The 20627-nt window shown below is 59.2% G+C and carries 22 protein-coding genes and 1 tRNA gene; 13 read left to right on the top strand and 10 right to left on the bottom strand.

Going from position 1 to position 20627, the window contains the following annotated elements:
• The first annotated feature begins 31 nt into the window (after positions 1–31).
• Positions 32–664 carry a glutathione S-transferase N-terminal domain-containing protein gene (locus tag HG718_RS05520; RefSeq protein WP_160587672.1) on the top strand — a complete coding sequence of 211 codons (633 nt, stop codon included), beginning with the start codon at positions 32–34 and terminating at the stop codon, positions 662–664.
• On the opposite strand, the gene HG718_RS05525 is transcribed toward HG718_RS05520, so the two are convergent.
• Positions 665–1546 carry an ABC transporter six-transmembrane domain-containing protein gene (locus HG718_RS05525; RefSeq protein WP_027837700.1) on the bottom strand — a complete coding sequence of 294 codons (882 nt, stop codon included), beginning with the start codon at positions 1544–1546 and terminating at the stop codon, positions 665–667.
• 334 nt (positions 1547–1880) lie between these two features.
• On the opposite strand from HG718_RS05525, the gene HG718_RS05530 reads away from it, so the two are divergent.
• Together HG718_RS05530 and tesB are read left to right on the top strand one after the other, a co-directional pair.
• Positions 1881–2153: an SEL1-like repeat protein gene (locus tag HG718_RS05530; protein ID WP_027837701.1), complete on the top strand. Its 273-nt coding sequence runs from the start codon at positions 1881–1883 to the stop codon at positions 2151–2153.
• A 248-nt stretch (positions 2154–2401) separates the two neighbouring features.
• The gene (gene tesB / locus HG718_RS05535) at positions 2402–3259 is read left to right on the top strand and encodes an acyl-CoA thioesterase II (protein WP_027837702.1); all 858 of its coding nucleotides are present in this window, start codon (positions 2402–2404) and stop codon (positions 3257–3259) included.
• Between the two features lie 75 nt (positions 3260–3334).
• Here the strand turns inward: tesB and HG718_RS05540 are convergent, their stop codons facing one another.
• Positions 3335–3856, bottom strand: a complete 522-nt coding sequence (locus HG718_RS05540; protein ID WP_160587673.1) for a GbsR/MarR family transcriptional regulator — start codon at positions 3854–3856, stop codon at positions 3335–3337.
• A 321-nt stretch (positions 3857–4177) separates the two neighbouring features.
• On the opposite strand from HG718_RS05540, the gene HG718_RS05545 reads away from it, so the two are divergent.
• Positions 4178–6199: a DUF1302 domain-containing protein gene (locus HG718_RS05545; protein WP_160587674.1), complete on the top strand. Its 2022-nt coding sequence runs from the start codon at positions 4178–4180 to the stop codon at positions 6197–6199.
• Positions 6200–6312: 113 nt separating this feature from the next.
• On the opposite strand, the gene mscL is transcribed toward HG718_RS05545, so the two are convergent.
• Positions 6313–6735, bottom strand: a complete 423-nt coding sequence (gene mscL / locus HG718_RS05550) for a large conductance mechanosensitive channel protein MscL (protein ID WP_160587675.1) — start codon at positions 6733–6735, stop codon at positions 6313–6315.
• Positions 6736–6912: 177 nt separating this feature from the next.
• Between mscL and HG718_RS05555 the strand changes: the two genes are divergently transcribed.
• Both HG718_RS05555 and hmuQ read left to right on the top strand, forming a co-directional pair.
• Positions 6913–7003, top strand: a tRNA-Ser gene (locus tag HG718_RS05555).
• Positions 7004–7202: 199 nt separating this feature from the next.
• Positions 7203–7532 carry a heme-degrading protein HmuQ gene (gene hmuQ, locus HG718_RS05560; RefSeq protein ID WP_160587676.1) on the top strand — a complete coding sequence of 110 codons (330 nt, stop codon included), beginning with the start codon at positions 7203–7205 and terminating at the stop codon, positions 7530–7532.
• A 3-nt stretch (positions 7533–7535) separates the two neighbouring features.
• On the opposite strand, the gene HG718_RS05565 is transcribed toward hmuQ, so the two are convergent.
• From HG718_RS05565 to HG718_RS05585, 5 genes are all read right to left on the bottom strand, one after another.
• Positions 7536–8213, bottom strand: coding sequence for an energy transducer TonB (locus HG718_RS05565; RefSeq protein WP_160587677.1), 678 nt, complete (start codon positions 8211–8213; stop codon positions 7536–7538).
• On the bottom strand, positions 8210–8626 hold the full coding sequence (locus HG718_RS05570) for an ExbD/TolR family protein (RefSeq protein WP_160587678.1): 417 nt from the start codon (positions 8624–8626) through the stop codon (positions 8210–8212). Before HG718_RS05570 ends, HG718_RS05565 begins: the two co-directional genes overlap by 4 nt.
• Positions 8627–8646: 20 nt before the next feature.
• Positions 8647–9066, bottom strand: coding sequence for an ExbD/TolR family protein (locus HG718_RS05575; protein ID WP_160587679.1), 420 nt, complete (start codon positions 9064–9066; stop codon positions 8647–8649).
• Positions 9029–9781, bottom strand: coding sequence for a MotA/TolQ/ExbB proton channel family protein (locus HG718_RS05580; RefSeq protein WP_160587680.1), 753 nt, complete (start codon positions 9779–9781; stop codon positions 9029–9031). Before HG718_RS05580 ends, HG718_RS05575 begins: the two co-directional genes overlap by 38 nt.
• Before the next feature lie 218 nt (positions 9782–9999).
• On the bottom strand, positions 10000–10848 hold the full coding sequence (locus HG718_RS05585) for a TauD/TfdA dioxygenase family protein (protein ID WP_160587681.1): 849 nt from the start codon (positions 10846–10848) through the stop codon (positions 10000–10002).
• Positions 10849–10972: 124 nt separating this feature from the next.
• Between HG718_RS05585 and HG718_RS05590 the strand changes: the two genes are divergently transcribed.
• The gene (locus tag HG718_RS05590) at positions 10973–11401 is read left to right on the top strand and encodes a DUF1801 domain-containing protein (RefSeq protein WP_160587682.1); all 429 of its coding nucleotides are present in this window, start codon (positions 10973–10975) and stop codon (positions 11399–11401) included.
• Positions 11402–11430: 29 nt separating this feature from the next.
• Positions 11431–12975 carry an L-lactate permease gene (locus tag HG718_RS05595; RefSeq protein ID WP_160587683.1) on the top strand — a complete coding sequence of 515 codons (1545 nt, stop codon included), beginning with the start codon at positions 11431–11433 and terminating at the stop codon, positions 12973–12975.
• Here HG718_RS05595 and HG718_RS05600 read toward each other — a convergent pair.
• Entirely contained in the window at positions 12972–14318 is a 1347-nt protein-coding gene (locus HG718_RS05600) for a sodium-dependent transporter (protein WP_160587684.1), read from the bottom strand. The two genes, HG718_RS05595 and HG718_RS05600, sit on opposite strands and share 4 nt — an antisense overlap.
• Before the next feature lie 109 nt (positions 14319–14427).
• On the opposite strand from HG718_RS05600, the gene HG718_RS05605 reads away from it, so the two are divergent.
• From HG718_RS05605 to HG718_RS05620, 4 genes are all read left to right on the top strand, one after another.
• Positions 14428–16284, top strand: a complete 1857-nt coding sequence (locus HG718_RS05605; protein WP_205345672.1) for an amidohydrolase — start codon at positions 14428–14430, stop codon at positions 16282–16284.
• 75 nt (positions 16285–16359) lie between these two features.
• Positions 16360–16992, top strand: coding sequence for a carbonate dehydratase (gene can / locus HG718_RS05610; protein ID WP_027837715.1), 633 nt, complete (start codon positions 16360–16362; stop codon positions 16990–16992).
• A gap of 45 nt (positions 16993–17037) precedes the next feature.
• Complete coding sequence (locus HG718_RS05615) at positions 17038–18066, top strand: bestrophin family protein (protein ID WP_160587685.1); 1029 nt, start codon at positions 17038–17040, stop codon at positions 18064–18066.
• Between the two features lie 40 nt (positions 18067–18106).
• On the top strand, positions 18107–18583 hold the full coding sequence (locus HG718_RS05620; protein WP_160587686.1) for a BLUF domain-containing protein: 477 nt from the start codon (positions 18107–18109) through the stop codon (positions 18581–18583).
• Positions 18584–18600: 17 nt separating this feature from the next.
• Here the strand turns inward: HG718_RS05620 and HG718_RS05625 are convergent, their stop codons facing one another.
• The gene (locus tag HG718_RS05625) at positions 18601–19713 is read right to left on the bottom strand and encodes a D-alanyl-D-alanine carboxypeptidase family protein (RefSeq protein ID WP_160587687.1); all 1113 of its coding nucleotides are present in this window, start codon (positions 19711–19713) and stop codon (positions 18601–18603) included.
• Positions 19714–19909: 196 nt separating this feature from the next.
• Between HG718_RS05625 and HG718_RS05630 the strand changes: the two genes are divergently transcribed.
• Entirely contained in the window at positions 19910–20524 is a 615-nt protein-coding gene (locus tag HG718_RS05630) for an SPOR domain-containing protein (protein ID WP_160587688.1), read from the top strand.
• The last annotated feature ends 103 nt before the right edge of the window (positions 20525–20627 follow it).

The raw sequence follows: 20627 nt of genomic DNA on the forward strand, positions 1-20627 counted from the left end.
TTTCATGAGCGATAGACAGGGTTTGGGGTCGATGATCGATCTTTATACGTGGACGACACCGAATGGGCGCAAGGTGTCCATCATGCTGGAGGAAACCGGGCTTGATTACGCAGCCCATCCGGTCAATCTCCAGATGCAGGAGCAATTCAAGCCGGAGTTCCTCCTTATCAGTCCCAATAACCGCATCCCGGCCATTATTGATCAGGATGCGGAAGGCGGGCCGGTCTCCGTGTTCGAATCCGGTGCGATCCTGATCTATCTGGCGGAGAAGACCGGTCAATTTCTGCCTGCAAGCGGCGCTGCGCGGGCAAAGGTTCTGGAATGGCTTATGTGGCAAATGAGTGGCGTGGGGCCGATGATGGGGCAGGCCAGCCACTTCATCAATTCGGCACCTGAACAGATTCCCTACGCAATCAACCGTTACCTCGAAGAGAGCGCGCGGCTGATCAGGCTCTTGGATGATCAACTCGCGGAACGTGAGTTTGTGGCCGGGGAATACTCCATCGCCGACATGGCCATTTATCCCTGGGTCTCGGCAGGCTTTGAGGCAATCCGCAATGCGAAACCCGACATGGTTGGGGACGCGGCCAATTGCGTGCGCTGGATCGACGCTCTGAAGGCGCGCCCGGCGGTTGCCAAGGGTATGGCGGTACCTGAAGTGTGATCAGTCTGCCTTGTCGGCATTGCTGATGCGGCTTCGTATATCGATCAGGTGCATGACGTTCTGCACGGTACCCGGGATCTCATCCATGCTTTCGATGACGCGCAGTACATAAGCGATGCTGGCGAAAATGGTGCCGGCCAGCACGCCAGGCTGAGAGGCGACCTGAAACAGGACGAGGACGGTCGCAATAAGGGCCAGGCCTTCCGCCAGCGTCCAGCTGGCGGCATCCGCGTTTGACAACCGGATGCGCCATTGGGCTAGCCGCCCGAAATGCAGCAGAACGGGCCGGCGCCGTCCTTCGTCAATGATGTCCACCTGACGTTCGAATTCGTTATTGAAGTTGCGGCTGAAGCGAAGAGCCTTGCTGCCCATGACGGCGTTTATGATGCCAACAGGCACCAGCAGAAAGGCCATGATGGCGCCTGCCACAAGGTCATAGAAGAACAGCATGGCGACGCCGCCGAGAAGACCCGCCATTGCGGCCATGATCCGCGGCACGTCTTCTTCCATGAAGTCCGCGATTTCGTAGGCCATATCTACGCGGGCGGAGATTTCGCTGACTTCCTCGCCCTGGGCCTTCTGCACCATCACGATGTCGGAGGCGATGCTCGCATATAGGCGGGAAAACAGGTTCGTGTCGTAGACCTGCCGGAGGCCGCCAACAGCTATGTGGGTGATCCAGATCACCACGAGCGGGGCGATCATCTCGTGGGCATCGGTAATCAGGCCATTGATGGCCAGACCAATTGCCCATGGATAAACGAGCGTGAAGCCGTTTTCGAGCAGGGTGAGGAAATAGGTGAAGGCGATCTGCCAGCGGCGGGCTTTTATGCGCCCGAGGATGAGTTCAGATCGGTCCGCGACTGGGCCGACGACGGTCATGAGGCACCTGGAGTACCAGTTGAAACTGCCGCTTTCAGATGGGGGGCGGCGACATGCGCACAATTCACATGCACTTCATTTTACCATGGAGAATGTGAAGGGAGGGAGCGCGAAATGGCAGATCAGCAGTGTGGCAAAAACACACCCAGTCCCAAAAAGACCCGCAGTTTGAATCGCATTTTAGTCATTTAACTTATTGTTTAGACGCGCTGGGCAGCATCGCCTTGCAAGCATGCCACAGAAGTGGTGTGGGCAGCGCAGGGGCGCTGCGGTTCCAGGCTCAGAATGGGCTGCGGGGCCTTGTTTGGTTCAAGGGCGACGGTAGGAGGGACCTATGGCCCGTGTGGAACTGGACGACCTGAAGCGGTTTGAACTGGCTGCCGAGAAAGGCACTAGCGGAGCGCTTTATAATCTCGGGCTCATTTTTTCTGTGGGCAAGGGTGTAGAGCCGGATTTTGTAACGGCGCATAAATGGTTCAATCTGGCTGCCATGCGCGGTTCGGTGGAAGCCAAGGCGCAGCGCAAGGAACTGGCGAACATGATGTCCCCGGCGGAGATCGCCGAGGCTCAGCGGCAGGCCCGTGAATGGATGGCCTGCCACGCCTGACGTGCCTGACCGGCGCGGCGTAATCGTGCCATTGCGGGGGAATTGCGGAACGGTGGCCTTCCGGGGCCGGTGTTTGGACCGCATCCTCGCGTTTTTCCCTTTTCCAGTGCATTCATGCTGCATGGCTGCGGTCGTGGATCGTCTGTTGACCGATCCCGCGCGGCTGGGGCAAGAGAACGACGCTCGCAGGTGCGGCACGGGTGCGTGCGCGCCTGCGTCGTTGTTTGACACAGCCGACGAGGACCACCATGCCGGATCAGGTCGAAGACCTACTCAACCTGCTCGATCTCGAGCCCATCGAGGTCAATCTCTTCCGCGGGCAGAGCCCGGCGGATTCCTGGCAGCGTGTGTTCGGGGGACAGGTGATTGGCCAGGCCCTGGTGGCTGCTCAGCGTACCGTTGAGGAAGACCGGCATTGCCATTCGTTGCATGCCTACTTCATCCGGCCGGGCGATCCCAAGGTTCCCATCGTCTATGAGGTGGATCGATCGCGCGATGGCCGCAGCTTCACCACGCGGCGTGTCATTGCCATTCAGCACGGCAAGCAGATCTTCAATATGGCGGCCTCCTTCCAGGTGAGGGAAGAAGGGTTCGATCATCAGTTTCCCATGCCGGACGTTCCGGGTCCGGAGGACCTGCCGACCGAACTATCCATGCGTGAAGCCGTGGTAGACCGAGTGCCCAAGAGCATGCGGGACCGCTTCCTGCGGCCGCGGCCGATTGAACTGCGCTTTGTAGAGCCGCCCAGCTACTTTGATGCCGAGAAGCGGGACCCCATCAGCCATGTCTGGTTCCGCGCTGTGTCGCCGATGACGGACAACGTCGCGCTGAACCAATGCGTGCTTGCTTACGCGTCGGACATGACCTTGCTGGATACGTGCATCAACCCGCATGGCGTGACGTGGATGGACGGCAAGGTCCAGTCTGCATCGCTGGACCACGCCATGTGGTTCCACCGGCCGTTCAAGGCGGATGAGTGGATGCTGTATGCCCAGGACGCGCCGTCAGCCTCGTTCGCACGCGGGTTTAATCGCGGCAACATCTTCACCCGCGATGGGACCCTCATTGCATCGGTGACGCAGGAAGGGCTCATCCGTCCGCGCTAGGGCGCCGGCAACCAGTATCAACGTGCGTGAGCAACGTGGCGGTTTGCTACAATCCGGGAAAAGGCAGCTGAGGGACTAGCGTCCGTCAGCTGCCTCCGGAAGAGGGGGCGTCGCGTCCTCGGCCGCGTCGTCTTCCTGCTCCGACAGTTCGAATTCCTTGATCAGGTATTCGGTCTTGTCGATGGCGAACGAATAGAAACGATCCAGACGGTCCAGCCTCTCATGGGCCTTGCCCCAATTCTCCGGCAGCGCGGATGCAGCCCGGCGGATGGTGTCAACGGCTCGGGACATGCGCTCAAGGTGACGTGTGAGCAGAGGGCTCAGCGAGTCATTCACCATCTCAAAATAGTATTGCCGGTCGCCGGGGCGGGTGGTGCGCCGGATGACGCCCATGCGCTCAAGTTCGCGCGTGTTGGTCGAGACGCCGGAGCGGCTCACCTGTAGATAGTCGGCGATTTCATCCAGGCCGGCGGGGCGGTCCATCAGGACCAGCATCGCCATGATTCTACCTGCTGTGCGTGAAAGGCCATCCCCCTGCAGGACGAGTCCCATCACTTCGACGAATTCCTCCGCCGCGTTCTCCTTATCGGATGTCACAATTCGCTCCCCTCGAATCGTAATATGTCGTCTTGGTCGTCTTTTTTTGGTGTCGGCAGGCTGTTTTGATCGTTTGATACTTTCAGCTCAAACCGAAACGACAGTTTACGTGTGCAACCTTATCGCCACAACTCCTAAGTTTTCCGCCGGAACTCACTCAGAATGACGTTGACGTCATCTTTTTAATTCCGTACGCCCTGTGTGTTCAGTATCAATTGAACGTTCTGACATAAGTAAAGTTATGCGTCAGGCTGCGTACCAGCCGTCGCGACATCTAGAGCGTACCGGACCCGACACAGGGCCGGGATGGAGGGAGTTAAGATGACACTGAGGGGCAGGGGCATCCCGACGCGCCGCGTCAGTGCCTGGATCCTGGGGGCCGCCATGGTGGCCGCGCCAGGGATCGCACAGGCCGCCAACTTCGAGGTTGGCGATGTATCGGTTTCCACGTCCACGACGTTTTCGCTGGGTACCAGCTTCCGCGTCAGTGGTCAGGACTGTGAATATATTTCAGCGCCGAATGGTGGTTGCGCCAACAGCCTCGGTGTGACCAACAGCGTCAACAACGATGACGGCAACATCAACACCGAAGGCGGGCAGACGATCTCCCGCGTCGCCAAGGTGACCGCTGAAGCCGACATCTCCTGGCGCAACATGGGCGCGTTCGTGCGTGGCACGGCTTTCTTCGATTTCTGGGCTGATAATCAGCTCGGCAAGACCAACACCCGCTTCGGCCGCCGTCCGCTCAAGGACTCGGCGCGTGGTGACGATGCCCGCGATGCGGCACGGTCCGACGCGGAAATCCTGGATGCCTTCGTTTACGCGAATTTTGATGCCGGCTCCGTGCCCGTGTCGCTTCGCGTCGGCAACCAGGTGGTCAACTGGGGTGAGAGCCTCTTCATCCCCGGTGGTGTCAATGCTTACCTTCCGGTGGACGTGGCAGCGCTTCGCACGCCGGGCTCTGAAGTGAAGGAAGCCCTGAAGCCGCAGCCGTCGGTCTATGCCTCTCTCGGTCTGCCTTATGACCTGAGCCTGGAAGGCTTCTACGTCTTCGGTTTCGAGAAGTCCGATCTCGATCCGTGCGGCACTTTCTTCGCGGGCCATGATGGCTACTGCGATGGCGGCGCCTATGTTCAGCTGACCGGCGAGTTCCCGAACCCCGTCACCGTGCCTCGTACCTTTGACCGGGATGCGGACGACCAGGGCCAGTTCGGTGTGGCTCTGCGTTACTATGCTGACTGGCTGAATGACGGCACCGAGCTTGCCTTCTACTTTAACCGCTACCACTCCAAGCTGCCGATCGCGACCTTCACGGCCGCTGCGGATACGCTGAACCTGGGTGCGGTCACCGGCAACCCGGGTCTCAATGGCGTGAATGTTTCTTCCGCCAGCCAGTTCTGTGGTGCGCTGCTCGGTCTGATCGCGCAAGCAAACACCTTTGCCAATTGTGCCAATCCTGCCAACGGTCAGGCGCTTGGTCTGTCTTCGTCGATCCTGACGGCCAGCGTTGGTGCGAGTGCCCTGACGAAGGAGAGCTATGCGGTTTATGTCGAGGACATCGAGTCCTGGGGCATGAGCTTCAATACGCTGGTGAATGTGCTCGGCGGTACGGCTCTGGCCGGTGAGGTGTCCTACACCCCGAACATGCCGTTCCAGCTCGCTGATCCGGAAATCAACGCAAATGACGTCGAGAAGAATGCTCTCGATGACTATGCCGCGGGCCTTCCGGACGGCACACTGCCGGACAATACGATCGTGCGCAGCTTCGGTACGCTGGTGACCAATGGTGGCCAGGAAATCCGTGGCTATGACGAGTACGGCGCAATGACGGCGCAGCTGCAGACCACCAGCACCTTCCCGTCATCTGATCCGATCACCTCGTTCATCGAGGCTGATACGATCATTTTCCTCAGCAATGTGGGTGCACAGTACCTGCCGGATCTTGGTGACAATTCCCGTCTCGGCGCTGCCCGTTCGGGTGCCGGCCATGACGTGGCGCTGGCCGACTCGATCCTTGGCCAGGGCGTGGGCTTCACCAACTACGCGGACGATTTCTCCTGGGGTTACCGCCTCGTGGCGATCGCCCAGTACAACAACGCGTTCAACACCTCCTGGACCGTCTCTCCGTCGATCCAGTTTGGTCATGATGTAAAGGGCAACTCCGCCGGTCCGATTGGCCCGGGCTTCCTGGAGCACAAAAAGGCCCTGACGCTTCGCGTGAACGCGGACCTCGAGGACACCTGGCAGGTTGGTGTGGCTTACACCAACAACTTCGGTGCCCGCGAGTACAACCAGCTCAACGATAAAGACTTCCTGTCGGTGAACGCCTCCTACTCGTTCTGATCAGGCAGCATTCCTCAACACCTGTGGCGGGACCCTTGCGTATTTTGGGTCCCGCCTTTTTTTTGCGCTCAGGCGGGCGAAGGGCACCACCCCTGCTTGCCTTGGTTCGCTAGCTAGCTTCGCTGTGTTTTCAGAAGATCCCGGATTTCTTCAAGCAGCACCTCGCTGCGAGGCGGCGCAGCCAGCTCGGCGGGCTTTTCTTCTTCCTTCCGTTTCATTTTGTTGATCGACTTTACGATCAGGAACACGACGAAAGCGACAATCAGGAAGGAGATGACCGCATTGATAAAGAGCCCGTAATTCAGTGTCGCCGCCCCTGCTTCCGTGGCCGAGGCGAGGGACTCGTATGTCTTGCCGTCGAGTGGGACGAAGAGGTTTGAGAAATCGACCCCCGCCAGAATGAGGCCTATAGGCGGCATCACGACGTCATTGACGAGCGATTTCACGATTGCAGTGAATGCACTGCCGATCACGATACCCACGGCTAAATCAATCACGTTACCGCGGGAAATGAACTCCCGAAATTCCTTGAGCATGGTGGTCTCCCCCTGGTGCTCGTTGAAGGTGCATGCCGAATCGAGCTGCACGTGACGAGTATGCACAGGGTGCGGGGAAAGGCTGAAACCGGCAGGACGGTGTGCCGCGGCGGATCAATTGGGGATAACTGCATTTGTGGGTTGAAATCGCAGGATTTCCCGCGTATCCCCGGCGGCGGAGAGGTGGCCGAGTGGTCGAAGGCGCTCCCCTGCTAAGGGAGTATACGTCAAAAGCGTATCGAGGGTTCGAATCCCTTCCTCTCCGCCACCACCTTCCAAAATTCTACTTGAGGCTCCACACGCTTGTCCCAGCGTGTCTGTGCGCGGCTGTGGTGCGCCACGGGCTCTTTTTCATCGGCCCCTGTTGGTGTAATCGATAATCATTCGTATCTAGGTTTCGGGTGATGCCGAGTAGCATTGATTGTTGGAATTCGCCGCCTCGTGGCGAGCGTTGAGGGAGTGCGCTGATGTTTGTGGCTATGAACAGGTTCAAGATCCGTCCGGGCCGGGAACAGGATTTCGAGACGATCTGGCGTGAGCGGGAAACGTTCTTGGAGGAATTGCCTGGCTTCAAGGCTTTCCATCTGCTGCGTGGTCCGGCAGATGATGAGCACACGCTCTACGCGTCTCACACCGTCTGGGCATCGCGGGCCGACTTTGAGGCCTGGACCAAATCGGAAGCCTTCCGTCAGGCTCACAAGGGCGCAGGCGGGCATGAGGACATCTATGTTGGCCGCCCGATTTTCGAGGGCTTCGAAGAGGTGGAAGGCACAGAGGCACTGGCCAAAGCCGGCTGAGGCTTACTGCAGTTTGTAGATCATGGGCACGACGATAGTCAGGCTATCGCCGTCATAGTCTTCGGGCAGGGCGGGGACAGGTGACGCTCTATTCGCAATGCCGAGGGTCGCTTCATCCAGCCGTGGGTGGCCTGAACTCTTTGCGAGGCTGCTCTTGGTAATTGTGCCGGAGCGGTCGATCGTCAGGGCCAGATATGCCACGCCTTCTTCCCGGCGTAGCCGCGAGCTTCTGGGATAGTCCTTGTGACGTTCAAGCCATGAGCGGAGTCGACCAAGGTAATCCGGAGGCGGAGGACTTTTAGGGACGCCCACCGCAGGTGCCTGTGCTTTTGGTTTCTCAGCCGCTTTCCTTGTGGGCTCCGGCGGACGTGGTGCCTGAACCGGCGCGGGGGTGCTCACCTTCGGCGTAGGTCTGACAATTGGCTTGGGTTTCTGTTTCTGCGGTACCGGCTCCGGTTCAGGCTTTGGCTCTGGCTCCGGTTCAGGCTCTGGCTCCGTTTTTGGCTCCGGCTCCGGTAATGCGTCTACAACTTGCGTCAGATCCATCACAATGCCGTCGTTTCCCTGGTCGCGTGACGGCGCCTGACGGTCTGCACTCAGCCACGCGACCGCGATGCCGGCGTGGGCGATTACGGCAATCCATATTGCAACCAGCCAGTGCTTGCGGGTGATGCTGCTCATTGCGGTGCCTGGCGCGCAACAAGTTCTACGCGCTTGATGCCGGCGTCACGCAGGAGGGCCATGACTTCAATCACGCGCACGGCCTCGGCCCCGCCATCCGCTTTCACCCGCAGGGGAGGGGTTGCTTTTTCCTGTGCCTTGTTGGCGATGAGGCGACGCAGGTCATCGTCGCTTACACGGGTGCCTTCAAAGGCAATTTCACCTGAAACTGAGATTTCGATGGTGCCTGTGCGGAGGCGGTCGATGCCCTCGGCCTCGGAAAGGGGCGGAGCCACGTTGAATTCTTCCTGCTGGACCATCTGTCCGGCGATCATGAAAAAGATCAGCAGCAGGAACACGACATTGACCAGCGGGAGAACACGGTCGTCTTCGTTCTGCCGGTAGCGATGTCGCGGTTTGAGGGATGGCTGCATAATCGTGGCTGATGTCCGGGTCAGTTCACTGTGTTGACGAGTGAGACATCCGCACGGGCGATGGTGTTGAGCTCATCGAGGACCGTTACGGCGCGCTGGAATGAGACACCGGGTGCCGGCTGCAGGAGAATACGCGGTGAGGCGCTTTGCTGTTGCGCCGGAGCGAGGCGCTTCAAGGCTGAAGTCAACGGCATGCTGTCGCCGCCGATTTCGACATGGTCCTGATGCACGATGATGACCACCAACTCGTCCAGTACCGGCTGCCCTGACGTCTCCGCGGGGCCACCCATCGGGATTGACCGGTACTGCTGCAGGCTGGATGCCAGCATGAAGAAAACAAGCAAAATGAAAACCACGTCGATCAACGGCGTCAGGCTTATGATCGAGCGTCGGCGGGCGAGCTTACTCGCCAGCGGCTGCGGCGGGAAAGCTTGTGTCATTACGGGCCTGTGGCTGCTGGGTTGAAGGCGTCGGGCTCACGAACAGACGATTAAGTGCACTGTCCATGGAGTGGGCTGCCCGCTCGATCCGCCGCTCAAGCCAATTGAGCATGGCGACGACAGGCATGGCGACTCCGATGCCGACTGCTGTTGTCAGCAATGCCACCCAGATGCCGCCGGACAGGATGGAGGGATCCACATTGTTGCCTGCGGCCTCGAGAGCGCGGAAGGCATCGATCATGCCCAGCACGGTTCCAAACAGGCCGAGGAGCGGTGACAGGGCGGCAATCACCTCCAGCGGCCGCAGATATGTACGCATGTCCTCAATGAGATCCGAGCCGAGAGCCATTGCATCCGCCCGCGCCAAATCCGGCGAGTGACCATCAGCGAGCCGTTTGATGCCTCGGGCGACCACATCCTGGACGGGACTGCGGATTCGGCTGGCTTCCGCGAGGGCTTCTTCTGTCTTTCCGGCAGTGAACAGAGTAACCGCCTTTTCAGCCATGCGGGTACGCCCGACCCCCAGCCGCCAGAACTGCCAGCTCTTGAGAAGCACAATGGCCAAGGCGAAAACGGACATGGCCAGCAGGATGAGTACGACCGGCCCCCCGAGATCAAGCAAAGCCAGAAGATCGAGGGCGGTTTCATCAAGGCCAGGTGCCGCAATGGTTTCCGCCGGGCTGCTGTCTGCTTCAGGGCCGGTGATTTCATCCATGATCGGTTACTCAGGCTCGTACTGTTGTGGCGGCGTGATCGTTAGATATCAGTATCGGGTGACAGCAAGCCGTGCCGGCTGGCATGGCGGTCACAAGCGGGCGTACCCGATTTGGTGAAAATGTGTGTTCGCCTGCATTGTCGGGGCAGCGGTGTCTCACGGCAATACACAAGGACGCGTCACATTGTCTATCGCCGGTCACGCGATACGTTTTGCCATCACTTAATACTTTCGGCGATTGTTGTCCGGTGCAAGAGACGGTCATGCCCGTCATAGCCGCCGCTCGCCTTGTGCAGCACGGCACGATTATCCCACATGACCAGCATGTTGGGCTGCCACTTGTGCCGGTAGACGAACTGGTCCTGAGTTTGGTGATGATAGATGCGGAGCAGCAGGTCATCGCTGGCAGTCTTGTCCATGCCCTCGAAGCCCTGGATGTATCCAACGGTTGAATAGAGTGCCGGTTTGCCGGTTTCGGTATGGGGGCGGACCATTGGGTGTCTGGTCTTCAGGCGCGCTTCGTCCGAGCTGCGGATCCGCATGCTGCGGCCCTGTTCTTCATCCTTGCCCTGGCCGTACATACCGTCAGGCGCATAAGCGGTTTCCGCTGAATGAATGGCGATGGCGCTGTCTGCCTCGGCCTTGAGGGGGGCCGGCATCTGTTCATAGGCCAATTGCTGGTTGGCGAAGAAGGTGTCGCCCCCCTGGGGAGGTATGGTCAAACCGAGCAGGCAGGTGCCGATTGGGGGCGTTTCCTGGAAGCTCCAATCGGTGTGCCAGTTTTCCGCGAAGAGGGGCGTTGTTTCATCGGCATTACGCTGGATGGCTGCGATGTTGGTGCGGTCGTCGATGGGGTCGAAGAAGGGGTCGTGGCCGAATTCGCCGAAGTAGAGGGTAAAGCGCTCGAGGTCGTCGTCACTCATTGGCTGATCCGGGAACACCAGGACCAAATGCTTCAGCCAAGCTTTTCTGATGGCTTCCACGTCGCCAGACGAAAGCGGCTGGGTCAGATCGACCCCGGTAATGGTAGCGCCGCAGGGTGCGTCGATGGGGGTGACGGTGACCATGAGAGTTCCTCCACTGTTTGTTTTGCGGCAAGTCTGCCTGTCTTGACGCCATTTGTCAGGAGGTCATCCGTGTATCGTTGCCCGACCCAATACCATCGGCAAAATCTGAGGCTGGAGGCGGTTGATGGCAGGGAAAGTTCGACAGCAGGGCAAAGCTACGGCTGGCAACGGTGCGGCCTGCCAGCGCGCAATTGACGTGATTTGTGGCCTGATCCGAGAGGAGGCTGCCTTGCTTCCGGAGACCGGAGGGCTCGAAGAAACACGTAAATGGGGACAGCTTGCCTTCCTGCCGCGAAACAAATGCGTCGGGACCACTTTGCGGGTCGCTGTCGCTAGTGAGACGCCGCCGCGTGTGGGGCTTTACGTGCACTGCCAGACCTCCCTCATCGCAACGTGCCGTGACCTTTTCGGCGGCCGGCTGACATATGAAGGCACGCGAGCCGTTGTCTTCGATGCGGGCAAACCTCTGCCGGTGGATGAACTGCGGCACATATCCCGGATGGCATTGACCTATCACATTGCGAAAAAGCGTCTTTCCGCGAAATCTCAATAGCAGGGAAATCCGGCAGCGGAGCTTTGGTGATGGGTTCGGACTGGCACGCGATATCGGCGGTTATGCCGATCGCCGTCATTCTGGTGCTGATGATCCTGCGCGGGTGGCCCGCGTCACAGGCTGCCCTTGTGGGCCTTGCCATCGCATTGCCGCTAGCGATCTTCGTTTTCGGCTTCGGCGTAGGGGAAGAAGGAATTGCGATGCGGTTTACCGGAGTTGTGCTGGAAGCAGGCACAACGACGGCAACTATCCTCTGGATCATTTTTCCCGCGCTCTGCATTTTCGAGTTGCTGAGGCGGCATGACGCGTTCGACACCATCAAGCAGGCGTTGGGGCGCATCACAGACGATCCCCGCCTGCTGGCGCTGCTGGTGGCGTGGTTTTTTGCTCTGTTTCTGGAAGGTGCTGCCGGGTTTGGTACGCCCGTTGCGTTAGCGGCGCCTCTTCTGGTGAGCCTTGGCTTTCCGCCCGTTCGTGCCGTGACAATCGTGCTCATCGGTCACGCGACAGGTGTGTCGTTCGGGGCGATTGGGACACCCGTATTTGCACAGGTCAGCATCACCAACCTGCCGCCGTTGGTGCTGGCGGCGCAGACCGCGCTTCTGCATGTGGTGCTCTGTATCGTGCTTGTAGGGGCTGTTTACTGGCTTGCAGTTCCGGGCGGTCGCAGGAACGGAGCGTTGCGTGCGCGCGTCTGGCCATTACCTGCTGCTGTGCTGTGTTTCATCGTACCTTTCTATGGGCTTGCCGCTTTCGTTGGGCCTGAGTTGCCCACACTTCTGGGCGCACTGATCGGTGGTGTTCTGTTTTCAGGTCTTCTGGCATTGGTTCGGCTGTCTCACCCGATTGCTGAGAAGGCTACTGTGGTCGTTGAGGGGCATGGCTGGCTTGAGCTGTCACGCAGCCTTCTGCCCTATGGTATTCTAATCTTGCTGATCCTATTCACGCGACTGGTCGAGCCTGTGCGCGTTCTTGCGGGCAGTGTTGTCTGGTCATGGCATTTGGGTGATCAGTTTAGCGGACAGGTCCTTCCGCTCTCTCATCCAGGAACGTTGCTCTTCCTGAGCTTTGTGGTCGGAGGGATAGTGCTGGGTGAGCGGGGGAACGGATTGGTGCGTTGTGCATCCCTGGCTCTTCGCCGACTGATGTCAGTGGTTCTGGCATTGCTGGGCATGCTGGCCTTGGCACGCCTGATGGTCCATGCAGGCATGGTGGATGCGCTGGCAATGCTAGTTGCCGAAGCGGCGGGGCCGTCATGGCCTGTCTTTGCGCCAATGATTGGTGTGCTGGGCACCTTCGTTACCGGGTCCGCAACGGCATCTAATATTCTGTTCACGGACTTTCAGGCGGAAACGGCGGGTATTCTGGGGCTGCCGCTCCTGATGATGGTGGCAGCTCAATGCTTCGGCGCGGCCATAGGCAACATGGTTTGTCCGCACAATGTCATCGCGGGGGCTGCCACCGTCGGGTTGGAAGGGAAGGAAGGTGATGTCCTGCGCCGGACTACACTCGTTGGTGTTGTTTATGGCCTTGCGGGCGGCGGCCTCGTCTGGCTGTTGGTTGCGGGTCTCTAGAAGTCGATGAATTTGGATGCGATCAGCAGCAGGATGCCGATTGGGGCAATGTAGCTCAGGCAGATATTGAGATAGCTCTTCAGTGGGCCGTCCTGCATGTCCGGAACGACAGCGCGTGCAACGAAGAGTGCCATGCCCAGGCCGCTGGCGGGCAGAAGCCAGGCAGAAGTCAGCTCATCAAAAAAGTCCAGAAGGCCTAATCCGAACAGGGTGAGGTGATCCCACATGTTCAGGGAGAGTGTGACGATGGTGCCGCTGACCCAGGTTACGCCAACGGTCAGGAGCGTTGCCCCGCTGCCGCTGAGGGGGGTGGACTCCTCTATCCAGTGGCGGGCGATAATGAGCAGCGCTATGAGGGAGGAAAAGGCTGCCAGGAAGGTGGCTACGAAAAAGCTCAGTCCAAAGAGATTGCCATAGGGCAGCAGGGTGAACCCTTTCGGGAGGGCGATGAACAGAAGGCCGGGGCCCGCGCCCTGCTCGAGATCGAAGGCGAACACGATCGGGAAGATGATGAGCGCTGCCGCGATGGCAATGCCGGTATCGAGGGCAGCGACAGCAAAGCCCAGCCGAGGAATGTTTGCCCCGTCATCCAGATACGCGCCGTAAATCAGCATGCCGCACATGCCGACGCTGAGGGTGAAGAAGGCATGGCCGAGGGCTTCACCAAAAGCTGCCGCGGATAGCGCTGAGAAATCAGGCCTGAACATGTAGACAAAAGCATCCACGAATTTGCCCGTGGTGCCGGCAACCATCAGCAGCATGGCTACCAGGAGGATAGCGAAGAAGGGCGCCACATAGCGCATGACTTCCTGGATACCGCCTGTGACGTCGTAGTAGATGACTGTGCCCGCGACGAGAAGAATAAGGCTGACAGCAACAAGCTGTGCCACCGGGTCAGCCAGCATTGCGCTGAAGGCGTCGGCGCCGGAGCGGGCGGCCTCACCGCCCATGGCGGCGACTGCGAAGTCCGCAGCGTAGATCCCCACCCAGCCGGATACGACGCTGTAGAAAGCAAGAATTAGCAGCGCGATGGTGGCACCAAGCGCACCGAGACCGCCCCACGCACGTGTACGGCCTTTGGCCAGGGCTACCTTGATGAACGCACTGGCAGGGTAGGCACCGCCTTTGCGCCCAACAAAGACCTCACCAATAAGCAGAGGAGCACCGAGGCCGATCAGGCAGGCGAGGTAGAGCAGCACGAACGCGCCGCCACCGTTTTCGCCTACGATATAGGGAAACTTCCAGATATTGCCGAGACCGACGGCGGAGCCGGAGGCGGCAAAAATGAACATCAGCCGCGACGACCAGTGCGGCTGGACGGACGACATGGTGGTGTCGGTCATGTAGTGGAATCCCCGGTGAACTTTTGCGTTCTTGTGTTTCTCACGCCATCCCAAGCGTGGCACATTCCTGCATGAGCATAACCAGAAAAAGCATCAAGGGGGCAAGGCAATGGCTGAAACAATCTCGGAGGCACGGCGCTGCGACAACGCAGGTCACGATGCCTGTTCGGAAGGCACTTGCCGTGACGATGATCATACGCAGGCGGATGACCGCTTTGGGTGCCCATGTTGTGCGCCGGTCATGGGTGAATTGGGGATGCTCTCGCTGCCACATATGGCAGCAGCTGCCAATCCGGCGGCCTGGTCGAGTGAACGCTTGGGTGAGCCCAAGCGTCCGGTTGGTCTTACAGTTTTCGCGAATGCCACCATCATAACGGCTGACGCCGGATTTTCTGTTGCAGAAGCCATGGCCATTGATGGTGACCGCATTCTTGCGGTCGGCACGTTGGAGGAAGTACGGGCGGCAGTTCCTGATACCGCGACCATCCTTGACGCTGGCGGCCGCACGATCCTGCCAGGCTTCATCGAGCCGCACATGCATTTCTTCCCCATCGCCATGTTGAGCAGAATGGAGAATGTGGGAGCGCTGGAATGCGGGAGTGTTGACGATGTCATCGCGCGCATGGGTCTGCTGGCGTCGCAGGCGGCTCCGGGGAATTGGGTTATGGGCCGCCAGTTCGATCCATCGTTGCAGGACGGGCCGGATGTCCTCACACGCGACATGTTGGACCCGGTGACAGGAGATGTTCCCGTCTTCATCTTCAACGCCTCGCTTCACATTGCGTATTGCAATACCGCGGCACTGACCATCGCAGGGCTGGACGCGTCCACGCCTGACCCCGATGGCGCAGCCTTTGGGCGGAACGCGGACGGATCGCTCAACGGGGTGATGCAGGGCGGCGCGGCATTCAGCCAGGTGATGGTGCACAATCTGGCGGCGATGGCGCTTGATGACGTGCCGACGGCATGCAAGCACGTATGTGATCGCGCCAATGAAGTGGGTATCACCACTTTCTGCGATCAGGCGACCGGAGGCTTCCAGGGCCCCAATGAGCTTGCGGCCTTCAAGGCATTCTCCGAGTCCGGACATATGACTGCGCGGTTGCGCTACTCGTTGTTCGATGCACTGGAGAGCCATTGGGACAGTGGCGATGTGAATGTCAGCTTTGGAACCGGCAATGCCTTTGCACGCGCGACGGGTTGGAAGATCGTTTCAGACGGCTCGAACCAGGGCCGCACCGGTCTGCAACGTGAACCCTATCTGGGGCGTGAGGACAGGGGGCTCGCCTATGTGGCGGCTGACGATCTGAAGGAGAAGGTGACGCGAAGGGCCAAGCAAGGCTGGCAAGTAGTTGTCCATGCAAACGGGGACCAGGCCATCGACAACGCTCTGGATGCCTTCGAGGCCGCGTTCGAGGCCGGTGCGCCGCGGCACATGCGTCACCGCATAGAGCATTGCTCGATCCTGCACGACGAGCAGATCGCACGCATCAAGGAGATGAACCTGTCACCGAGTTTTCTCATTGGTCATGTGCATTATTGGGGGCAGGCATTCCGGGATGAGATTTTCGGGCCTGAGAAGGCGAGCCTGCTTGGGCGTGCGAAGTCGGTTCAGCAGGCTGGTATTCCCTGGACGATGCACTCGGATGAACCGGTGTCAGAGATGGGGCCATTGCGGTGCATTGAAAATGCGGTGACCCGCCGGATGTGGAAGGCCCCGGACCACCGCCTCAATGGCGATGAATGCGTCACGGTCGAGGAGGCCATCCTGTCCCTCACGCGCGTGGCCGCATGGCAGTGTCATTCGGACCATGAGGTTGGCTCGCTGGAGCCGGGCAAACTTGCAGACTTCGTGATCCTTGAAAAAGACCCCCGCAAGGTGCCGGAGGATGAGATTGGTTCTATCCGGGTGCTGGAGACCTGGTCCGCTGGGCGTAAAGTGTTCAGCGCAGGGGTGAATGAATAGGGGCTGGCCAAGCGGCAGCAGGGTGGGTCATATAGTTTCGTACATCACATGACATGACGGATTATTGACAGAGACATGACGCAGATCGAAGACCTGTTTGCGCGCAACCGCCTTTGGGCGCAGCGTATCAAGGAGATCAATCCCGAGTTCTTCAGCACGCTGGCAAAACAACAGTCGCCTGAGTTCCTCTGGATCGGTTGCGCGGACAGCCGGGTTCCGGCCAATGAAATCATTGACCTGCCCCCTGGCGGTGTCTTCGTCCACCGCAACATCGCAAATGTCGTGGTGCCGTCTGACCTCAACTGTCTCTCGGTTATTCAGTATGCGGTTGAAGTGCTCGGCGTGAAACACATCATCGTGTGCGGGCATTATGGCTGCGGCGGCGTCAAGGCGTCGATGGAGGACGTCAATCACGGTCTCATTGACAACTGGCTCGTGCATATCCGCGACGTCGCGCGTTTGCATGACGATGAGTTCAAGAAGGCGATGACCGAGGAAGAGAAGACGGATCGCCTGTGTGAACTCAACGTGATTGAGCAGGTGCGGAACGTTGCCAATACCACCATCATGCGGAATGCTTGGGCCAGCGGCTCCAAGGTGCAGGTGCATGGGTGGGTTTACTCGATTGCCGACGGTGTGGTGCATGGGTTGTGCACTCACACGAGCGAGGGCTTTCAGGAAAGCGTCGGCTCCAAGGCTGCCGAGTAGACGGGTTCACCATTTTTCTTCTGACTGATCCGGAGCGGGTTCTCCATGTATGTCCGCCGTAACATCCGTGCTTCTCATGTCTTCAATGATTCATGGCGTTTTCTGCTGGCTGTGGGTTTTTGGTCAGGGCTGATTGTCTATCTGTTCAAGTTCCAGGATGCCGAGTTCCTCGCGGTTCCCTTTCTGCCGGTGTCGACAATCGGCATTGCGGTTGCGCTCTATCTCGGCTTCAAGAGCAACTCGTCCTACGGGCGCTGGTGGGAAGCGCGTCAGATCTGGGGAGCGATTATCAATGACAGCCGCAGCTGGGGAAACATGGTCTGCCATCTCGTTCATGACGAGAGCGGGCGGGTTGACCACGGGGCGCAGCGCGACTTGATCCGGCGCCACATCGCCTGGGTGAACGCACTGGCCTACCAGCTGCGCATCACCACGCGGCTCAAGGTGAAGCAGGAAACCCGCATCTTCGATTACCGCCGCGATATGGAGCATCACGACTTTCATCAGCGCAAGGAAAGCTATCTGCGCTATCTCGAGAGTGAAGAAATCGAGATCGTTGAGAAGTGCACCAATCCGGCGACACAGATTCTTCGACTCCAGGGAGCGGAGATTCGTGATCTCACTCTGGATGGTCAGCTTGATACCTATCGGGAAGTTGCCATGACTGACATGATCAGTCGTTTCTATGACAGTCAGGGCAAGTGCGAGCGTATCGACAAGACGCCGTTTCCGCGCCAGATCGCCTTTTTTGGAACTGTCTTTACCTGGCTCTTCGTGGTGCTGCTGCCGTTCGGATTTCTGGATGCCTTCCAGAAAGAGGTCGGCCAGCACAATCTGGTGGGGTGGATCGCAGACGATTACATGTTCGCCCTTGTTCCTTTTGTCATGCTCATCTCCTGGGTTTTCTACATCATGGAGAAGGTGAGTGACTCGACGGAAGATCCGTTTGAAGGCGGCGTTCACGACGTTCCGGTCTCGGCTCTGTCGACTACCATCGAAATCGATCTCAAGCAGATGATTGGGATGGATGATGTACCGGAACCGCTGAAGCCGATAGGCGACGTCCTCTACTGATTTTATTTGCTCCGAAGACGGACGGTTTTCCCCGGGAGGCGTGGAAATTTACCTTTCGGAAACCATTCGGGCGCATCCTTTTGGAACGGTTTGTCGGGAACCGGCTTCAGCAGGATGCGAGGCGAAAATGGCTCTCTGCCAGCTAGCATATGTCAGTGATATTGATCGGCCATGCAGCCCGGGTGATATCTCTAACCTGGTGCAAGCCGCCCGCCGCAACAATGTTCGCGACAATATTACAGGCATTCTACTTGCCGGCCGGGGCGGGTTCATCCAACTCGTCGAGGGCCCACGTATGGCGGTGATTGGCCTTCTTGATCGGCTCGAAGCTGATCCGCGTCATCACAACATGGTTGTTCTGCATCGTGGGGACGCGCATTTGCGTGCTTATCCGGACTGTCCGATGACATTTCAGTATGCGGATAGCGACAGCTTGAACCGGTTGGAAATGTCCGTGCCGGCCCTGTCATCAGGCCTGTGCTCCAAGCTGACAGCCGAGGCTGTCGGCCTGATCTGACCTTCTATCCCTTGATCTTATCTTGAAAGCGGAATGCAGGCTGCGCCTGCGCCCTTAATGGCGGTACAGATGCGCCGGGCCGTTGCTTCATCCACCCCCTTGTATTGGGCGCGATAGAGCGTGCCCGACGGGCGGGACAGGGGCGAGACAACAAGGTTGGCCTGTGCCAATTCCGGTGCTGTTTGCAGCGCTGCTGTGAGCTGTGCTCGGGCAGCAGCTTCGGTAGAGAAAGCACCAAGCTGGATGCCCCAATTGCCCGCTACGAGTGTGCCTCCGGCCGGCGTGGGAGCTGCGATGGCCGGGGCGGGAACGGCTTTCCCCGCCTGCGCCGCGGTGAGAGATGCCACGATCATGCGATCTGCATCTTCCGGTGAATTTGCGTTCCAGACGACGGCGATCACATCACGGTCGCCACTGCGCGTACTTTTGGCGCGATTGACCGTGGGGGCGGGCTGGGTACCGCCCAGATTGGCGGAACTGTTGCCCGACAGTGCGCTGAGGAAACTCTGCGGGCCCTGATAGGTGCGCCCCTTCCAGGCAAAGCTGGTGCCGACAAGTCCCTTGGCGCGCTCAGGATGGGTGCGCATCAGGGCAAGGGAAAACAGGATCATGTCACGCGGCGTCGAGAATTGCTGTGGGTGCGGTGCGCCGGAGATATTGGCGAAACGGGTCTGGGTAAGGCCGAGCTCCTTGGCCTTGGCGTTCATCTGAGCGACGAAGCGCGCTTCCGAACCTGCCAGGAACTCAGCCAGTACAGCGGCCGCATCGTTGGCATTGACCGTGACTAGAGCATTGAGGGCATCACCCGCACTGATCGTGTCAAAGTGGTTGAGGCCCAGGGTCGGCTGAGGCTGGCGGATAGCTGTGCCGGAGACGAAGATGTTTGTTTCGGGTTTGACGGTGCCGGCTTCGAAAGCTTCGAACATCAGGAAGATGGTCATCAGCTTTGGCAGAGCGGGGGCATTTTGGCGCGTGTCGGCGTTGTCGGCGTGCAGCACACTGCCGCTCCGCGCATCGATGACCACAGCAGAAGCGGCCGCATGAGCGGGGCCCGACAGAGCGGAGCCGAAGATGGCTGTGCCCGAAAGAGCCAGCAGGCTTGCCAGGGCGGCTGTCACCAGAACGCGCATGAGGGTTTCCCCTGAAGTCGAGATCTCACCGAAGGTTGGCAAAGGATTTACCGCGTAACCTTACAATCAGTTTAATGGCAGGGACAGGGTGTGTGCAGGGGCGGGGCAGCCTGCGAAATGTTTCTAATCCGGCAACACTTCCTTTACCCCGTTGGCTGAGCATACAGGCCAGACTTCCATATCGGGGAGAGGCCCCATGTTCGCCCAGTTGCACACCATCCGGTTCGGTCGCCTTGTTGCGTCCCGTGAGGCACTCAACACGGTGCTCGCGGCGATGCTTCTTGTTGCATTGATCCTGTCGATGTCGACTGTGGCCAAGGCTGAAGACATCGCGGCCAACAGTCTTGAGAGCTATGATCGGGAGATGCTGACTTCGCTCATTGAAGCTGTGATTGCTGTTGATGAGGGCGATGCGGTCATCACCGCAGCCATTCCGCCGAGCGCCACCCGTCAGCCGGTGCCGGCCATGGGCCCCAAGAGCATCTTGCCGGGCCGAAATGCCGCCGTGGCGGATGCCCGCTCGGACATCGCGCCAGTGGCGCTTCAGGCAGATCCGGGCTTTGCCTTGCAGCTCGGCTCGTTTTCGTCTGCAGAAAACGCTCAGCGTGGATTTGAGCAGGCCAACCAGCAATATGCATCCGCCCTGTCGGAGCATACCCTTTATGTGCAGCCGGTCGATCTGGGCACGCGGGGCGTGTTCCATCGCCTGCGCATTGGCGGGTTCGAAAGCCTGCCGCAAGCGTCCGCTGCCTGCACGTCGCTGGGCATAAGCGCTGCTGATTGCATGATCGTGTCTGCTGCCCAGCAGTAATGATCTGGCGCATGGCGCCGGGCTGACCCTCCGTTAGACTTGTCCATGTCTGTGAAGCAGGCTCCACATCAATGGCGCTTGCATTTGCTGCGTTGACAGGTCG

The sequence above is a fragment of the Pyruvatibacter mobilis genome, assembly GCF_012848855.1.
Lineage (GTDB): Bacteria > Pseudomonadota > Alphaproteobacteria > CGMCC-115125 > CGMCC-115125 > Pyruvatibacter > Pyruvatibacter mobilis.

Coding starts and splice junctions, on each gene's coding strand:
- HG718_RS05585 (WP_160587681.1), bottom strand. CDS start 10,848: ATGGTCACCGTCACCCCCATCGACGCACCCTGCGGCGCTACCATTACC.
- HG718_RS05590 (WP_160587682.1), top strand. CDS start 10,973: ATGGCAGGGAAAGTTCGACAGCAGGGCAAAGCTACGGCTGGCAACGGT.
- can (WP_027837715.1), top strand. CDS start 16,360: ATGACGCAGATCGAAGACCTGTTTGCGCGCAACCGCCTTTGGGCGCAG.
- HG718_RS05575 (WP_160587679.1), bottom strand. CDS start 9,066: ATGACACAAGCTTTCCCGCCGCAGCCGCTGGCGAGTAAGCTCGCCCGC.
- HG718_RS05615 (WP_160587685.1), top strand. CDS start 17,038: ATGTATGTCCGCCGTAACATCCGTGCTTCTCATGTCTTCAATGATTCA.
- HG718_RS05580 (WP_160587680.1), bottom strand. CDS start 9,781: ATGGATGAAATCACCGGCCCTGAAGCAGACAGCAGCCCGGCGGAAACC.
- tesB (WP_027837702.1), top strand. CDS start 2,402: ATGCCGGATCAGGTCGAAGACCTACTCAACCTGCTCGATCTCGAGCCC.
- HG718_RS05630 (WP_160587688.1), top strand. CDS start 19,910: ATGTTCGCCCAGTTGCACACCATCCGGTTCGGTCGCCTTGTTGCGTCC.
- hmuQ (WP_160587676.1), top strand. CDS start 7,203: ATGTTTGTGGCTATGAACAGGTTCAAGATCCGTCCGGGCCGGGAACAG.
- mscL (WP_160587675.1), bottom strand. CDS start 6,735: ATGCTCAAGGAATTTCGGGAGTTCATTTCCCGCGGTAACGTGATTGAT.
- HG718_RS05605 (WP_205345672.1), top strand. CDS start 14,428: ATGGCTGAAACAATCTCGGAGGCACGGCGCTGCGACAACGCAGGTCAC.
- HG718_RS05545 (WP_160587674.1), top strand. CDS start 4,178: ATGACACTGAGGGGCAGGGGCATCCCGACGCGCCGCGTCAGTGCCTGG.
- HG718_RS05520 (WP_160587672.1), top strand. CDS start 32: ATGATCGATCTTTATACGTGGACGACACCGAATGGGCGCAAGGTGTCC.
- HG718_RS05530 (WP_027837701.1), top strand. CDS start 1,881: ATGGCCCGTGTGGAACTGGACGACCTGAAGCGGTTTGAACTGGCTGCC.
- HG718_RS05525 (WP_027837700.1), bottom strand. CDS start 1,546: ATGACCGTCGTCGGCCCAGTCGCGGACCGATCTGAACTCATCCTCGGG.
- HG718_RS05600 (WP_160587684.1), bottom strand. CDS start 14,318: ATGACCGACACCACCATGTCGTCCGTCCAGCCGCACTGGTCGTCGCGG.
- HG718_RS05570 (WP_160587678.1), bottom strand. CDS start 8,626: ATGCAGCCATCCCTCAAACCGCGACATCGCTACCGGCAGAACGAAGAC.
- HG718_RS05625 (WP_160587687.1), bottom strand. CDS start 19,713: ATGCGCGTTCTGGTGACAGCCGCCCTGGCAAGCCTGCTGGCTCTTTCG.
- HG718_RS05565 (WP_160587677.1), bottom strand. CDS start 8,213: ATGAGCAGCATCACCCGCAAGCACTGGCTGGTTGCAATATGGATTGCC.
- HG718_RS05595 (WP_160587683.1), top strand. CDS start 11,431: ATGGGTTCGGACTGGCACGCGATATCGGCGGTTATGCCGATCGCCGTC.